The following is a 14,099-nucleotide window of genomic DNA, read 5'->3' on the forward strand; positions in this document are numbered from 1 at the left end:
TTATTCTCCTATAATTATATATAGGGTTGCTGTTACACAGCAACCCTTTTCATATTTCACTTTTTTAAATCTCATTCATTGCTTCTGCAATATCAATATTACATTCTAATACATTTACTTTTTCTTCACCGAAGATGCCGAATACTTTTTTTTCTGTATTATTATCTACGATATTCTGAACTTCTTCTTCAGAGAGTCCACTTGCTGCCGCTACAATGGGAAGCTGTACTTTAGCAGCCTCCGGACTAATATGTGGATCCAAGCCAGAACCTGAAGCCGTTAACATATCTGCCGGTATCTCTCCTTTAAATTCTTCGCCTGTCACTTCTTTATAACGTTCTTTGAAAGCTTTTACATCTTCCTCTACACGTTTCTCAAGGTCTTTGCTGCTTGGGGCATAGTTAAAGCTTCCTGATGAAACTCCTGCATATTCTCCACTTTCTTTTTCTTCTTTTGTATAGGTATTATAATTTACAGAGGAAATTCTTCCATGAAAATATTGATTCCCTTCAAATTCCTGACCTACAACCTCTGAACCTGCTGCTTTATCATTTACTTTTACAATACTTCCATTCGCCTGTTTAGGGAAAATCACCTGTCCCGCAGCAGTTAAAAGAAGGGGATAGACAACTCCGCACAAAACCAGCAGCACGAGAGTAACTGCTAATGCTTTTTTTAAATATTTTCCGAAATTCTTCATATCTTCACCTCAAAATTATAATCCAAGCAAAGCCAGTAAAGGCGTTACCAGAATATCAATTAATTTAATTCCGATAAATGGAACAATGACACCACCAAGTCCATAAATGCTCATATTTTTTAACAGCATTTTTTCAGAACGCATTGGTTTATATTTTACACCACGCATAGCAATGGGAATTAAGCATGGAATAATAATTGCATTAAAAATCAATGCTGATAAAATAGCACTAAATGGTGTAGACAAGCTCATAATATTTAAAATGTTCATCTGCGGAATAACCAGAGTAAACATAGCAGGAATAATTGCAAAATATTTGGCTACATCGTTTGCAATACTGAAGGTTGTTAAAGAGCCTCGTGTAATCAAAAGCTGTTTTCCGATTTCTACAACCTCCAGAACCTTTGTAGGGTCAGAGTCCAAATCTACCATATTTGCAGCTTCTTTGGCTGCTGTTGTACCACTGTTCATTGCCAGTCCAACATCTGCCTGAGCAAGTGCCGGTGCGTCATTTGTACCATCACCTGTCATTGCTACGATTTTTCCCTCTGCCTGCTCTTTTTTAATGGCTTCGATTTTATCTTCCGGTTTACATTCTGCAATAAATCCGTCTACACCTGCTTCCTTAGCAATCGTTGCTGCTGTAAGCGGGTTATCACCGGTACACATAATTGTTTTAATCCCGATTTCACGCAGACGTTCAAATCGTTCTACCAATCCCGGTTTTACCGTATCCTTCAGATAAATAACACCATAAATCACATATCCGGCGCATACAACCAAGGGTGTTCCTCCTAAGCTTGATATTTCTGTTACAATACTGTCTAAATCTTCCGGAATAACACCGTTGTTTTCCTGCACATAAGCTTTAATGGCCTCACTGGCGCCTTTTCTTATCTGTGTACCGTCTTTTAGATTTACTCCGCTCATTTTTGTCTGTGCAGTAAATTCTACAAATTCCATCTGGTCTTTGGCATCTTCTTTAATATTTGTACCCAAAGTTCTTGCCAGCTCCACAACAGATTTTCCTTCCGGTGTGGCATCACACAGAGAAGTCATAACACTGTAATCAATTAAATCCTCTTTCTTTTTACCTTTTACAGGACGAAAATCTGCTGCCAGACGATTACCGAAAGTGATTGTACCTGTTTTGTCTAAAATCATAGTATCTACATCGCCGCATGCTTCTACTGCTTTTCCTGACATTGCAATTACGTTAAATCTTGTTACTCTGTCCATACCGGCAATACCGATTGCAGATAACAAACCACCGATTGTCGTTGGAATGAGACACACCAGCAAAGCAATCATGGTTGCCATTGGAATTTTTGCCCCTGCATAATCAGAAAAGCAATATAATGTAACAACTACAATAAGGAAAATGATTGTCAAACTTACCAACAAAGTATTCAGCGCTATTTCATTTGGTGTTTTCTGTCTGGAAGCACCCTCTACCAAAGAAATCATTTTATCCAGAAATGATTTTCCCGGTTCTGAAGTAATTCTGATTTTCAACCAGTCGCTCACTACTGTTGTACCACCTGTAACAGAGGAGAAGTCGCCGCCTGCCTCTCTTGTAACAGGAGCACTTTCTCCTGTAATGGCAGACTCATCTACGGATGCAACACCTTCGATTACTTCACCGTCATTAGGAATAACTTCGTTCATTCTTACCATAACGATGTCTCCCTTTTTCAGTTCAGAAGCATTTACAACCTTTTCTGTTCCATCTTTCAGTACCAAATTTGCAACAGTATCTTTTTTTGTTTTCTTTAAGGAGTCTGCCTGAGCTTTTCCTCTTCCTTCTGCCACAGACTCTGCAAAGTTTGCAAATAAAATTGTCACAAAAAGAATTACTGATACAATACCATTGTAAACTCTCAGACCACTGTCATCTCCGAAAATGGTTGGGAAGAAGGTCATTACAAGCGTAATGAAAAATCCAACTTCTACTACAAACATAACGGGATTTTTTATCATATATCTGGGATTCAGTTTCTTGAAAGCTCCTATAACAGAGCTTTTCAATATATCCTTTGTAATAAATTTTGTCTTCTTATCTTGTTTTCCCATTTTAATTACAATCCTTTCTGTTTTACGGCATCCATAAAGTCAAATGCTCTGCAATAGGGCCAAGCGCCAATGCAGGGAAGAATGTCAATGCGGCAAAGATATAAACTACTGCTACTAAAATCGCTATAAAAATCACATTGTCCGTTCTTAATGTACCAACTGTTTCATTAACTTTGCGTTTTGCAAGCATACTTCCTGCAATGGCAAGCTGTGCAACGATTGCTATGTAACGTCCAAAGAACATTGCAAGTCCTGTTGTAATATTCCAGAAGTAGCTGTTATCTGCAAGTCCTTCAAATCCGGAACCATTATTTGCAGCAGAAGAAGCGTATTCATAAAGAACCTGTGATAATCCATGAAATCCTTCATTGGTAATACCTGCCTGCCCTGCCCCTGTCATAACTGCCAGAGCAGAAAATCCTAAGATTAAAAGAGGATGAACAATCAATACCAGCGCTACCAGCTTCATTTCTTTTCCTTCGATCTTTTTGCCCAGATATTCAGGCGTACGTCCTATCATCAAGCCGCACAGGAATACGGCAAGTATAACGTACATAATCATATTCATCAAACCAACGCCTTTACCGCCAAACACGCAGTTTAACATCATGTGCAGCATAGGCACCATACCACCAAGAGGGGTTAATGTATCGTGCATATTATTGACAGTACCTGTGGTAAAGGAAGTTGTTGTGGTAGTGAAAAGAGCCGATTGTGCAATTCCAAAACGGACTTCTTTTCCTTCCATACTTCCCATATCCTGATTTAATCCTGCCTGTTCCAGTGCAGGATTTCCTGCCATTTCAGATGTAAAACAAACGATAAGACCTACGATAAACAGAATAGACATTGCAGCAAAAATCGTTCTTCCTTGATTTCCAAAGAGAACTTTTTTATTCTCCTGTTTTTTCCGTTTCATTGTCATTTTTCCAAAAGTAATCACGCATGCTCCCGGCAGAACCATCATGGAGAACAACTCAATCAGGTTGGAAATAATCGTTGGGTTTTCAAATGGTGTTGTAGAGTTTGCACCGAAAAATCCACCGCCGTTTGTTCCCAGATGCTTAATACTTTCCAAGGAAGCTACCGGTCCCATTGCCAAATCCTGAAACTGTCCTTCAATGGTCTGTACTGTCTGATTTGCTTCCAGTGTCTGCGGAACGCCCTGCCATATAAGTAACAAGCCTGCGATAAAAGATACAGGGATTAAAATACGTGTGGTAATTCTTACCATGTCTTCATAGAAGTTACCCACATCTTTTTGTTTTCCTGCCAGTCCTCTGCAAAACGCCATACATGCTGCATATCCGCTTGCTGCTGATACAAACATCATAAAGATAATAACCAGCATCTGGCTTAAATAGGAAAGTCCTGACTCACCGGAATAATGCTGCAGGTTTGTATTTGTCATAAAACTGATAATGGTATTAAAGGAAAGCGTTGGCTCCATTGCTTCAATCCCATTAGGGTTTGCAAATAAAATTCCTTGCAGTCTTAATACCAGATATCCGATAAATACCATAACCGCATTTGTTGTTAATAAATGCAGCGCATACTGTTTCCAGTTCATTCCCTCTCTGCCGATATGACAAATTTTGTAAATGGTATTGTCTAGCGGATTAAAAATCTTATCGGCGAAGGTCTTTTGTTTTGTAGCAATATGATACATATAAGTTCCCATTGGAATTACCAGTATCATGAATATTGCAAGTGTAAGTACAATCTGTAACATTCCTTTTCTCCTCCAAGCTTCCTTTATGTCTTACAGTTTCTCCGGATAAATCAAAGCATAAAACAAATATCCGGCAAGCAATAAAATAATCATACCTAATAAAATCATTTGCGCTCCTCCTTAGAAACGGTAATTCCTACCTGTTTTTCACACCAGTCAGCCAAAAGCTTCATACTGCCAAAACATATTGCCAAAATTAAAATCATCAATAAATCCATATTCTTCATCTCTCTTTCTTCCTTTATAGCAGAACCTAGTGTAGCACAGGTAATTTTAAATTCGTGTTATAATACAGAAGTGAGGTATTAAAATGGTATTAAAACAGCATAAAAATCTCTATTCTAAAAATTTTTCTTTATTTTTCTAAACGATATCCCATGCAGTCTAAGAACAATTCTGCATACATGGCATTTGCCCATGAAAACCATTCTCTTGTAAAGCGAGTATCGTCTTCACAACAAAATCCTTCGTGCATAACACCTTTGCCGCCGGTTGTAGCAGCCATTGTTTTTAAAATTTCCATTTTCTTTTCCTGTTCAGTTTCTGTAAGTCCCTGAATTGCCATAGCAATATGCCAAACATAGTTGGAAGGTGTATGAGGGCTTCCAATTCCTGCTGCCTTTTCTCCCTTGAAATAGAATGGATTAGCTTCGCTAAGGAGCAGTCTTCTTGTATTTCCTGCAATTTCCCTATCAGAAGGATATCCCAAATAATCCATGGAAAGAAGACTTGGTACATTGGCATCGTCCATTAAGTTGTACATACCAAAACCATCTGTTTCATAGGCATATACCATACCGAATTCTTCTGTAAAAGTCTTACCGATTGCCTCAATCGCCTGATAAACTTCGTCTTTTAATTCTTTTGCTGCCTTGGCAAGCTCCTCGTTATGATAAATCTCTGTTTCAATTTCTTCCAGATATCCCAAAACAACTACTGCGAACATATTAGAAGGAATTAAATATCCATAAGTACAAGCATCATCGCTTGGACGGAAACCTGACCAAATAAGACCTGTTCCTGATTTTACCAGAGCGCCTTTTCCGTCTCTGGAAAGTGTATCACGGTAATATCCGTTGTTTCTGTTAAAACGATAAGAAGATTTGTCTTCATGGTACTGCTCTGTACGGAATACTTCCAGAATTTTTTCTACACCTTTCTGGAAATCTTCGTTAAACTGTGTTACACAATCTGCGTTTTTCCATAATAAGTAAGCCAACTGAATTGGGTAGCATAAAGAGTCAATCTCAAATTTTCTTTCCCATACCCATGGGCTCTGATTTGGATCATCCTTTTCCCAGCAGTCACCGCTTGCAGAATGGTTGAAAGCATTTGCATACTCATCAATATTGATATACATAAACTGTCTTCTCACAAGTCCTGCAATTAACTCACAAATTTCCTCATCTTCCTTTGCAAGGAAGATATATGGACGAAGCTGTGCAGCGGAGTCTCTCAGCCACATAGCCGGAATATCACCTGTAATTACATGTGTGGTGTTGTTTTCCATTCTCTTTACTGTGGTATCCAATGTATTTGTATAACAAGTTACAAATAAGTCCATTAATTCCGGATAATCTTTTGATTTTTCTTTTAATTCCTCTAAAAATTTGTCCATTGTTTTCTGCATTTGTTCACTCATTTCTCATAGTCCTTTCTTTTCTTATACAATTTCTGCTCCAAAGGGCATAAGCGCCAGCTTTGCAAGCTTAAACTGCTGCAAACCAAAAGGAATGCCTATCACAGTAATACATAAAACCACCCCAAAAACCAAATGCTCCAGCGCAAGCGGCAGTCCTGATACCACCAGCCAGATAATATTTAAAATCAAAGAGCCTGCTCCTCCACCGTAAGAAACCTCTTTTCCAAACGGAAAAAAACTTAAAGACGCAAACTTAAAGCATTGCAGTCCCACAGGAATTCCGATAATCGTAATACACCACAGACATCCTGCCAGACACCAGCTAAGACCGGAAATACAGCCTCCGAAAATAAACCACAATAAGTTTCCTAAACAGCCCATTTTCTACCTCCTGTTTATTTCTTCCTATCATACCATTCTCGAATATCCTGCGCAAGTACTTGTTTTTTCCCTTTTGTGATTTTGTCACAGATAATTTCCCCGTGAATATATATACTAAATTTATCAAGTATAAGAGGTGAATAATTATGAGATTAAAAGATAAAGTAGCAATTATAACAGGTGGAAGCCGAGGCATTGGATATGCCACTGCTGACGCATTTTTAAGAGAAGGTGCAAAGGTAATTTTAACTGCCAGCTCTATGGAGTCTGCCCAAAAAGCAGTCGCACAATTAAAGGAAAAATATCCTGACTCTACAGTAGTGGGAATTAGTCCTGATTTAAGCAATTTAAAAGATGTAAGAGAAGAATTTAAAAACGTCACTTCAAAATATGGATGTGTGGATATTCTTGTCAACAACGCCGGGGTTTCAGAAAGCACACTTTTTACAGATTACACAGAAGAAATGTTTGATAAGGTTATGGACTTGAATGTAAAAGGTGTATTTAATGCCACAAAAGCAGCTTCTGAATGCATGGTGGCACGCAAGAAAGGTGTTATTCTAAGTACTTCTTCCATGGTAAGTATTTATGGACAACCAAGCGGCATTGCCTATCCTACTTCCAAATTTGCAGTAAATGGTCTTACCGTATCTCTTGCGCGGGAGCTTGGTCCAAAAGGCATTCGTGTCAATGCAGTAGCTCCCGGAATTACAGAAACAGACATGATGAAAGCCGTTCCAAAAGAAATTATCGAACCGATGATTGCACAAATTCCATTAAGACGTTTAGGCCAGCCTGAAGATATTGCCAATGCTTTTGTTTTCCTGGCTTCTGACGAAGCTTCCTACATCACAGGTGTAGTATTAAGTGTAGACGGACTTGCCCGCACATAAACCGAAAAGGAGAGCGCTCAACGTTTAATGCGTCCGCTCTCCTTTTACCATATCTATAAATGCCTGCATTTGAGGTGTAACCCATTTATTTTTATAATATAATAATTGACTGTACATTTTTACACCGGGTAAATCTGTATCAATCTGCATAAGTTTTCCTCTTTTTAACTCTTTTCTCACCGTAAATTCCGGTAAAAAAGAAACACCCATTCCTCTTTTCAGCAAATTAATAATGGTTTCTGTATTCCCAATCTCCAATACAGGAGAAATCCGTAAATCACGTTCTGATAAAAGTCTTTCCAGTTCATAATGATAGGCAGCGCCCCTCTCTGTAAGGAGAAATGGTTCTTGTATCAATTCCTGTATCTGTACTTCTCTCTTTTCCGTCATTTCCTTTCCCAGTGTAACAAAAATAATTTCTTCTGTTCTTTGCATTGCACAAGTCCACTCAGGATTACAGATTTTCTGATCCAACGTAAAAATCAAATCCAAATCATTTCCTTTTGCCATTTCAAGCAAATCTGCTGTTTTGCCGGATTTAATTACAATTTCAATCTCAGGGCAAATCTTATGAAGCTTCAATATCAAATCAGGAAGCAACGCTGTACAAATTGACTCCACACCCCCTATTTTCAATTCTCCTCTGGGCACACTACTTTTCTTTGAAAAATCTAATGCCCGATTAGTAACTCTCATAATTTCGTTTGCATAAAAAACAAATTCCTGTCCCTTCTCTGTTAAGTAAACCCTTTTCCCAATTCTTTCAAAAAGCTGTGTATCCAATTCTTTTTCTAATTGTTGTATCTGAACAGTTACTGCTGATTGCGAATATCCCAGTTGTTCTGCTGCTTTTGAAAAATTCTGTGTACCCGCCACTTTTAAAAATGTAACAATATTTCTAATTTCCATATGGTCCTCTTAATTAAATATTTTCATATATATTATAAAATTTATCAATTTAACAAATAGATAGTTTTAGTGTAAACTACTATATTAAAGGCGTCAAGAAAACAATGAATTTTTAGGAGTTAATAATATTATGATAAACAGTGAAAATATTTTAAACAGCGCTCAATTAGAAGAAGAAATTAAAAATTTCGTACATGATTTTTGTCTGGAAAAGCATGATATCCATACACAGCAGGTCATCTGGAATGCACCAAGTGGACAGGCTGAAAAAATAAAACAGTTGGGAATTCCTAAAGACGGGCGTCCTGCTAATGAAGTCGTTCAGGAAATGATGAACGAAGTATACCAGTATCGAGGAGACTCCAATCACCCCCGTTTCTTTGGATTTGTACCAGGTCCTGCATCTTCCATTTCATGGCTCGGAGATATTATGACATCTGCCTATAATATCCACGCAGGCGGAAGCAAATTAGCGCCCATGGTAAACTGTATTGAGCAGGAAGTGTTGAAGTGGCTCTGCACACAGGCAGGATTTGGTGAAAAATCAGGAGGTGTCTTTGTAAGTGGCGGATCCATGGCAAATATTACAGCTCTTACCGCTGCCAGGGACAATAAACTGACTGATGAAACTCTTCATCTGGGTGTAGCATATATTTCTGACCAGACACACAGCTCTGTTGCAAAAGGTCTTAGAATTATTGGAATTCCAAATAAAAGAATTCGTAAAATCCCTACTACGCCGGACTTCAAAATCAATACAACAATCCTGGAACAAACTATTTTGGCTGATAAAGAAGCCGGACTTATTCCCTTTGTTGTTATTGGAACTGCCGGAACTACCAACACAGGAAGCGTTGATCCTATAAAGGACATTTCATCTATCTGCCAGAAACACAACCTTTGGTTTCATGTTGATGGTGCTTATGGGGCATCTGTCCTGTTAAGTCCGAAATACCGTCACCTTTTAGACGGAATAGAACTGGCTGACAGTTTAAGCTGGGATGCCCATAAATGGCTGTTTCAAACTTATGGCTGCGCTATGGTTCTGGTAAAGGATATTCAACACTTATTCCACAGTTTTCACGTAAATCCGGAATATTTAAAAGACGTACAAGGCGACAGAGAACACATTAACACATGGGATATCGGTATGGAGCTTACCAGACCTGCCAGAGGCTTAAAGCTTTGGCTCACTCTTCAGATTTTAGGAAGCGACTTAATCGGCAGCGCTATTGAACACGGCTTTCAGCTTGCACACTGGGCAGAAGACTCCTTAAAGGAACTTCCTGACTGGGAAATTGTCTCCCCTGCACAGCTTGCTATGGTAAATTTCCGCTATGCCCCTAAAGGTTTATCCAAAGAGCAAATCGATCTTTTAAACGAAAAAATTTCCGAAAAAATTCTGGAAAGCGGATACGCTGCTGTATTTACCACGGTTCTTCACGAAAAGACAGTTCTTCGTATATGCGCCCTTCATCCAGAAGCAGAAAAAGAAGATATGGAAAAAACAATTCATTTATTAGATACTTATGGGAAGGAACTTTGTAAAGATATGAAATAAATTTATTTGCCCGCAAATCTCCATTTTTGAGACTTGCGGGTGATTGGAATAATGTGTAAACGCCAAATAGCGAGTACCTTTTCAAAATCATCCTATGTGAGATAATAGACTCATCATTATAAAGTCCAAAAAGTTTAGTACTCAACTTTTTAGACTTAGCTACAGGAGGTGAGTCATGAAATCTCACACAAGTTTAGTTGCACAGCAAACCCGCTTGAGCGAATGGGCAGAACTGATCAGGGACTGTAAAAACCGTCCACAGGGAATGAAAATCGATGAATGGTGTCAGCTGCACGACATTACAAAAGCGAGTTACTACTGGAGACTCCGGAAAGTCCGTGAAGCTTACTTAGAAACTGCGGATCATACACAAGCCTTTGTAGAGTAAGCGCTTAATTTTTGGGTAACTACAAATTTATCCTTTTTTCATTCATAATGATAGAAAATAGTTTTTACTCCATCATCTTGATAGGAAGTAGATTTTTACTACAATTGGAGGTTTCATTATGAATGGTAAACGTGCTCCAGGCCGTTCTCTGGATGAATGGCTGGAACTGGTGACATCCTGCAGGCAAAGCGGTCTTACCGATGCTGCCTGGTGTCATGAAAATGGGATTTCTCCCAGCTGTTTTTACAATGCTGTCAGCAGGCTTCGCAAAAGAGCCTGTGAGATACCAGAACCATCTGGAAAAGCATGAGAAAGCAATGTCCAAATTTCTCGGAAAGCGTTCTTCTGCATGATTTCTTTTTTTACATTCTATGCTATAATCCTCTAAAAGGAGGATGGTTCCATGAAAACAGGTATCGAGGAATTACGCAAAAAATACATTGACAATCCACCAGAAGGAATGACTCCTAAGGACATTCGCAATATGAGCGAGGAGGAGCTTCTGGATATGGATTACTTTTTAAACGAAGATGATTTATTTGCCGATGAGGCTGGTGTAGAAGGTTTTTATATCTTCTAACGAGCATCATCTTGTTCCTATGCCCACCTTTGTGTGGGCTATTTTCATTCATTGTTCCAACAAAAGTCGGAATTTCCTATTATATAAAAAAATTCCGAAAAAAGTATTATCTTTTTTCGGAACTCTTCCTATATTTGTTTTTACATTTATATCTAAAAGATATATGCATAATTATTCATTGTATACACGAAATATAATATACCTACCTGTATATTATTCACTTTATTTCCATTCGTATTTTGTTAAATGCCCTTCTAACCTCATATGGTCAAAATTATTCTGACGCAATGCCTCATAAAGCACAATCGCAACGGAGTTGCTTAAATTCAGAGAACGAATATCTCCGATCATAGGAATTCGAATAGCTGTTTCCTGATTTTCTAACAAAATTTCTTCCGGAATTCCCGCGCTTTCCTTTCCAAACATAATGTAACAATCTTCTTCATATTCTACATCCACATAGGTTTTGGGAGCTTTTGTAGTTGCCATATAAACTTTTGCCCCTGGATTTCTATCTAAAAAATCCTGGTAATTAATGTAAGTTGTCACGTCTAAGTCTTTCCAGTAATCCATCCCTGCTCTTTTTAATGCCTTTTCATTTAACTGAAACCCCAATGGTTCAATTAAGTGAAGACGTGTCCCTGTTGCAACACAGGTTCTTCCTATATTTCCTGTGTTTGCCGGAATTTCAGGCTCAAACAATACAATATTTAACTTCGCCATTTTAAATTTCCTCCGTGTTTCCTCCGCATTACTGATAAATTTTATATAATTCATCTGTTTGTGGTTTATCTAAATAGCGGGTATCCTCGCCATTTCGCAAAATTCTGTCATTCCCCTCTGTTGCTTTTCCTACCACAGCAGCCTCAATTCCAGTCTGCTTTAACTTTCTCACCAGTCCATGTCCATCTTTAGCCGCAATCATCATCGAACCACTGGACATTAAAATATACGGATTTAAACCTAATGCCTCGCAGACCTCCACGGTTTCCTGACGAATAGGAATTGCTTTCAAATCAATATCCAATCCTACACCGGAACCGCTTCCCATTTCCCATAAAGCGCCAAACACACCGCCTTCTGTAATATCATGCATGGCAGATACGCCCCATTCTCTGGCAATTTTTGCTTCTGGAATAACAGACAGATACTGATCAAATTGTTTTGCAGTTTCTACAAAAGATGGTGCAAAATTTTCCAAAAGTACCTCTTCCTTTTCTTTTGCAGCGATAGAAGTCCCTTCCAATCCAATCCACTTTGTCACTACAATGTCATCACCCGGTTTTACAGAAGCTGTAGTAAGTACCTCTTCTTTTTTCATTTTCCCCACACCGGTAAGAGAAATCAACGTCTGTTTTACCACATCTGTAACTTCTGTATGCCCGCCTAAAACATCTATGTTTAATTCTTTACAGGTTTCTTCCACATCCTGCATAATTTCTTTCAGCTCTTCTTCTTTTGTATCAGGTGTTAAAAGCATAGTCAGCATAATTCCTACCGGTTCTGCCCCGGAAGCAGCCAGATCATTGGCTGTAACATGTACACTATGTCCCCCAATGTCCTTTGTCGTCCCTGTAATAGGATCAGAAGACAATACAAAAACCTCTCCCTCACCAAGCTCCATAACTGCACAGTCCTGTCCTACAGCAGGTCCTACTAAAACTTCATTTCTGCGATGTCCCACCTGTTTTAAAACGGATCGTATTAACACAGGTTCCGGTAATTTCCCTATTTTCATGTTCTGTCCTCCATTGCTGTATCATCCAAAGGCATACATTGCCATAGGAATTACCATTGCCAAAATAATAACTCCTGCAAGTACTGCAGCAAATATTCTTTTCCTTTTTGAATTTTTCAAATTCATCATATTTCTTTACCTCATTATTTTCCCGTAGGTACTCAATATCTTATCGATTTCTCGAGATGCCTCGTTTTTTGTAAGACTGTCAATTTCCACATTCAGCTCTATTCTATGATATTTTATTAAATCCTGCAAGTAGCGTTTTTGTGCTGCTGTCACAGGACCCTGCCTTTTCACTTTGTAGATAAGAGTGCCTGGTACAAAAAGTTCCGGCTCTTTTTCTTCAAACTCTGTACGCAGTCTTTCATATAGAAGATAAGTGGTTCTGGCATCTTCCAACGCTCTGTGAGCGTCCTCTTGAGGGATCTCATAAAACACACGGAGATTTTGTAAACTCCTGCTTGGAAGTTCCGGTAAAAGTACTCTGGCCAGTTTCAAAGTGTCCATTCCCTTTTTCTCAAATTCCATCCCTGCGTTCACTGCCTGATGTTTTACAAAGCTATAATCAAACATCAGATTATGTCCTAAAAGAGGCAGATCTTCACAAAATTCCAACAGTTTCCCCAACGCTTGTGCTATATAGGGCTGTCCCTGTACCATCTTGTTCGAAATCCCTGTCAGTTCTGTAATTCTCCGGGGTATTTCCATCTGCGGATTTATCAATGTACCATATTCTTCTACAACTTCTTTATTTCTCACCTTTATGGCGCCAATTTCTATAATTCTGTCTCTGGCAGGTTCCAAACCTGTAGTTTCTAAATCTAACGCAACATATTCTGTCATAATCTTTTCCTGCTTTTCTTTTGTTTTTCCTTATATTCTTTACAGTATTCTGTCAAAAAACATTCCTCACATTTTGGTGAACGTGCAAAACAGATTTGCCTTCCGAAAGTAATAATCTGAATATTATAAAGTATCCAGTGATCCTTTGGAAGCACTTGCATTAAATCCCTTTCTATCTTTTCAGGATCTTCCTCTGTTGTAAATCCCAGACGTTTAGAAATTCTCTTCACATGCGTATCCACTACCACACTTGGTTCATAAAAAATATTTCCCCTGATTACATTTGCAGTCTTCCTTCCTACTCCCGGAAGACTGGTTAAATCTTCTAAACTGCCTGGTACTTCTCCATTATACACCTGGCAAATTCTCTTGGCACATCCAATAATATTCTTTGCTTTATTATGGTAAAACCCTGTAGGCTTAATATCCTGTTCCAGTTCTTTTAAATCAGCTTCTGCAAAAGCTTTCATATCAGGGTATTTCACAAACAAATCTTTCGTAACTATGTTGACTCTGGCATCCGTACATTGAGCGCTTAACATGGTAGCAATCAAAAGCTGTCCCGGATTTTCATGGTTTAAATAACATTTATACTCTCTTGTATAAACCTCATCCAGTTTATCCAATATTTCTTTTGTTCTCTTTGTCATAACTCC

At 38.5% G+C, this 14,099-nt stretch carries 17 protein-coding genes; 5 read left to right on the top strand and 12 right to left on the bottom strand.

From position 1 onward, the window contains the following. Positions 1 to 64: 64 nt before the first annotated feature. The 7 genes from kdpC to BQ7352_RS01275 form a co-directional block, all read right to left on the bottom strand. Positions 65 to 700, bottom strand: a complete 636-nt coding sequence (gene kdpC, locus BQ7352_RS01250) for a potassium-transporting ATPase subunit KdpC (protein ID WP_072446277.1) — start codon at positions 698 to 700, stop codon at positions 65 to 67. A gap of 15 nt (positions 701 to 715) precedes the next feature. Then, entirely contained in the window at positions 716 to 2,773 is a 2,058-nt protein-coding gene (kdpB, locus tag BQ7352_RS01255) for a potassium-transporting ATPase subunit KdpB (protein WP_072446279.1), read from the bottom strand. A gap of 22 nt (positions 2,774 to 2,795) precedes the next feature. After that, the gene (kdpA, locus tag BQ7352_RS01260) at positions 2,796 to 4,505 is read right to left on the bottom strand and encodes a potassium-transporting ATPase subunit KdpA (RefSeq protein ID WP_072446281.1); all 1,710 of its coding nucleotides are present in this window, start codon (positions 4,503 to 4,505) and stop codon (positions 2,796 to 2,798) included. A gap of 30 nt (positions 4,506 to 4,535) precedes the next feature. Further along, positions 4,536 to 4,613, bottom strand: coding sequence for a K(+)-transporting ATPase subunit F (kdpF, locus tag BQ7352_RS15205; RefSeq protein ID WP_072446403.1), 78 nt, complete (start codon positions 4,611 to 4,613; stop codon positions 4,536 to 4,538). After that, on the bottom strand, positions 4,610 to 4,732 hold the full coding sequence (locus BQ7352_RS14945; RefSeq protein ID WP_003023068.1) for a hypothetical protein: 123 nt from the start codon (positions 4,730 to 4,732) through the stop codon (positions 4,610 to 4,612). Before BQ7352_RS14945 ends, kdpF begins: the two co-directional genes overlap by 4 nt. Before the next feature lie 128 nt (positions 4,733 to 4,860). Next, positions 4,861 to 6,147: a glycoside hydrolase family 125 protein gene (locus tag BQ7352_RS01270; RefSeq protein ID WP_072446283.1), complete on the bottom strand. Its 1,287-nt coding sequence runs from the start codon at positions 6,145 to 6,147 to the stop codon at positions 4,861 to 4,863. A 21-nt stretch (positions 6,148 to 6,168) separates the two neighbouring features. Next, entirely contained in the window at positions 6,169 to 6,528 is a 360-nt protein-coding gene (locus BQ7352_RS01275; RefSeq protein WP_072446286.1) for a YccF domain-containing protein, read from the bottom strand. A gap of 146 nt (positions 6,529 to 6,674) precedes the next feature. On the opposite strand from BQ7352_RS01275, the gene BQ7352_RS01280 reads away from it, so the two are divergent. After that, positions 6,675 to 7,421 (top strand): SDR family NAD(P)-dependent oxidoreductase, encoded by a 747-nt coding sequence (locus tag BQ7352_RS01280; RefSeq protein WP_072446288.1) that lies wholly within the window; start codon positions 6,675 to 6,677, stop codon positions 7,419 to 7,421. A 24-nt stretch (positions 7,422 to 7,445) separates the two neighbouring features. Here the strand turns inward: BQ7352_RS01280 and BQ7352_RS01285 are convergent, their stop codons facing one another. Continuing rightward, complete coding sequence (locus BQ7352_RS01285) at positions 7,446 to 8,330, bottom strand: LysR family transcriptional regulator (protein ID WP_072446291.1); 885 nt, start codon at positions 8,328 to 8,330, stop codon at positions 7,446 to 7,448. A gap of 130 nt (positions 8,331 to 8,460) precedes the next feature. Between BQ7352_RS01285 and BQ7352_RS01290 the strand changes: the two genes are divergently transcribed. From BQ7352_RS01290 to BQ7352_RS14585, 4 genes are all read left to right on the top strand, one after another. Further along, positions 8,461 to 9,891 carry a pyridoxal phosphate-dependent decarboxylase family protein gene (locus BQ7352_RS01290; RefSeq protein ID WP_072446293.1) on the top strand — a complete coding sequence of 477 codons (1,431 nt, stop codon included), beginning with the start codon at positions 8,461 to 8,463 and terminating at the stop codon, positions 9,889 to 9,891. Positions 9,892 to 10,066: 175 nt separating this feature from the next. Beyond that, a complete protein-coding gene (locus BQ7352_RS01295; protein WP_044930516.1) occupies positions 10,067 to 10,279 on the top strand; it encodes a hypothetical protein in 213 nt (70 codons plus the stop codon). A 118-nt stretch (positions 10,280 to 10,397) separates the two neighbouring features. Further along, positions 10,398 to 10,589: an IS66 family insertion sequence element accessory protein TnpA gene (gene tnpA / locus BQ7352_RS01300; protein ID WP_072446295.1), complete on the top strand. Its 192-nt coding sequence runs from the start codon at positions 10,398 to 10,400 to the stop codon at positions 10,587 to 10,589. A 93-nt stretch (positions 10,590 to 10,682) separates the two neighbouring features. Beyond that, positions 10,683 to 10,859 carry a hypothetical protein gene (locus BQ7352_RS14585; RefSeq protein ID WP_200791354.1) on the top strand — a complete coding sequence of 59 codons (177 nt, stop codon included), beginning with the start codon at positions 10,683 to 10,685 and terminating at the stop codon, positions 10,857 to 10,859. 222 nt (positions 10,860 to 11,081) lie between these two features. Here BQ7352_RS14585 and BQ7352_RS01305 read toward each other — a convergent pair whose 3' ends face one another. From BQ7352_RS01305 to nth, 4 genes are all read right to left on the bottom strand, one after another. Beyond that, complete coding sequence (locus BQ7352_RS01305) at positions 11,082 to 11,582, bottom strand: tRNA (cytidine(34)-2'-O)-methyltransferase (RefSeq protein WP_004221221.1); 501 nt, start codon at positions 11,580 to 11,582, stop codon at positions 11,082 to 11,084. 28 nt (positions 11,583 to 11,610) lie between these two features. Beyond that, a complete protein-coding gene (locus BQ7352_RS01310) occupies positions 11,611 to 12,597 on the bottom strand; it encodes an AIR synthase family protein (protein WP_072446297.1) in 987 nt (328 codons plus the stop codon). A gap of 135 nt (positions 12,598 to 12,732) precedes the next feature. Next, positions 12,733 to 13,443 (bottom strand): 3'-5' exonuclease, encoded by a 711-nt coding sequence (locus BQ7352_RS01315; protein WP_072446299.1) that lies wholly within the window; start codon positions 13,441 to 13,443, stop codon positions 12,733 to 12,735. Continuing rightward, entirely contained in the window at positions 13,440 to 14,093 is a 654-nt protein-coding gene (gene nth / locus BQ7352_RS01320) for an endonuclease III (RefSeq protein ID WP_072446300.1), read from the bottom strand. Before nth ends, BQ7352_RS01315 begins: the two co-directional genes overlap by 4 nt. Positions 14,094 to 14,099: the final 6 nt, after the last annotated feature.

It is taken from the genome of Blautia sp. Marseille-P3201T, assembly GCF_900120295.1.
Classification (GTDB): Bacteria; Bacillota; Clostridia; order Lachnospirales; family Lachnospiraceae; genus Blautia.

Excerpts from the sequence above, each read along its gene's own strand:
- kdpC (WP_072446277.1), bottom strand. The coding sequence starts at position 700 with ATGAAGAATTTCGGAAAATATTTAAAAAAAGCATTAGCAGTTACTCTC.
- kdpB (WP_072446279.1), bottom strand. The coding sequence starts at position 2,773 with ATGGGAAAACAAGATAAGAAGACAAAATTTATTACAAAGGATATATTG.
- kdpA (WP_072446281.1), bottom strand. The coding sequence starts at position 4,505 with ATGTTACAGATTGTACTTACACTTGCAATATTCATGATACTGGTAATT.
- kdpF (WP_072446403.1), bottom strand. The coding sequence starts at position 4,613 with ATGATTTTATTAGGTATGATTATTTTATTGCTTGCCGGATATTTGTTT.
- BQ7352_RS14945 (WP_003023068.1), bottom strand. The coding sequence starts at position 4,732 with ATGAAGAATATGGATTTATTGATGATTTTAATTTTGGCAATATGTTTT.
- BQ7352_RS01270 (WP_072446283.1), bottom strand. The coding sequence starts at position 6,147 with ATGAGTGAACAAATGCAGAAAACAATGGACAAATTTTTAGAGGAATTA.
- BQ7352_RS01275 (WP_072446286.1), bottom strand. The coding sequence starts at position 6,528 with ATGGGCTGTTTAGGAAACTTATTGTGGTTTATTTTCGGAGGCTGTATT.
- BQ7352_RS01280 (WP_072446288.1), top strand. The coding sequence starts at position 6,675 with ATGAGATTAAAAGATAAAGTAGCAATTATAACAGGTGGAAGCCGAGGC.
- BQ7352_RS01285 (WP_072446291.1), bottom strand. The coding sequence starts at position 8,330 with ATGGAAATTAGAAATATTGTTACATTTTTAAAAGTGGCGGGTACACAG.
- BQ7352_RS01290 (WP_072446293.1), top strand. The coding sequence starts at position 8,461 with ATGATAAACAGTGAAAATATTTTAAACAGCGCTCAATTAGAAGAAGAA.
- BQ7352_RS01295 (WP_044930516.1), top strand. The coding sequence starts at position 10,067 with ATGAAATCTCACACAAGTTTAGTTGCACAGCAAACCCGCTTGAGCGAA.
- tnpA (WP_072446295.1), top strand. The coding sequence starts at position 10,398 with ATGAATGGTAAACGTGCTCCAGGCCGTTCTCTGGATGAATGGCTGGAA.
- BQ7352_RS14585 (WP_200791354.1), top strand. The coding sequence starts at position 10,683 with ATGAAAACAGGTATCGAGGAATTACGCAAAAAATACATTGACAATCCA.
- BQ7352_RS01305 (WP_004221221.1), bottom strand. The coding sequence starts at position 11,582 with ATGGCGAAGTTAAATATTGTATTGTTTGAGCCTGAAATTCCGGCAAAC.
- BQ7352_RS01310 (WP_072446297.1), bottom strand. The coding sequence starts at position 12,597 with ATGAAAATAGGGAAATTACCGGAACCTGTGTTAATACGATCCGTTTTA.
- BQ7352_RS01315 (WP_072446299.1), bottom strand. The coding sequence starts at position 13,443 with ATGACAGAATATGTTGCGTTAGATTTAGAAACTACAGGTTTGGAACCT.
- nth (WP_072446300.1), bottom strand. The coding sequence starts at position 14,093 with ATGACAAAGAGAACAAAAGAAATATTGGATAAACTGGATGAGGTTTAT.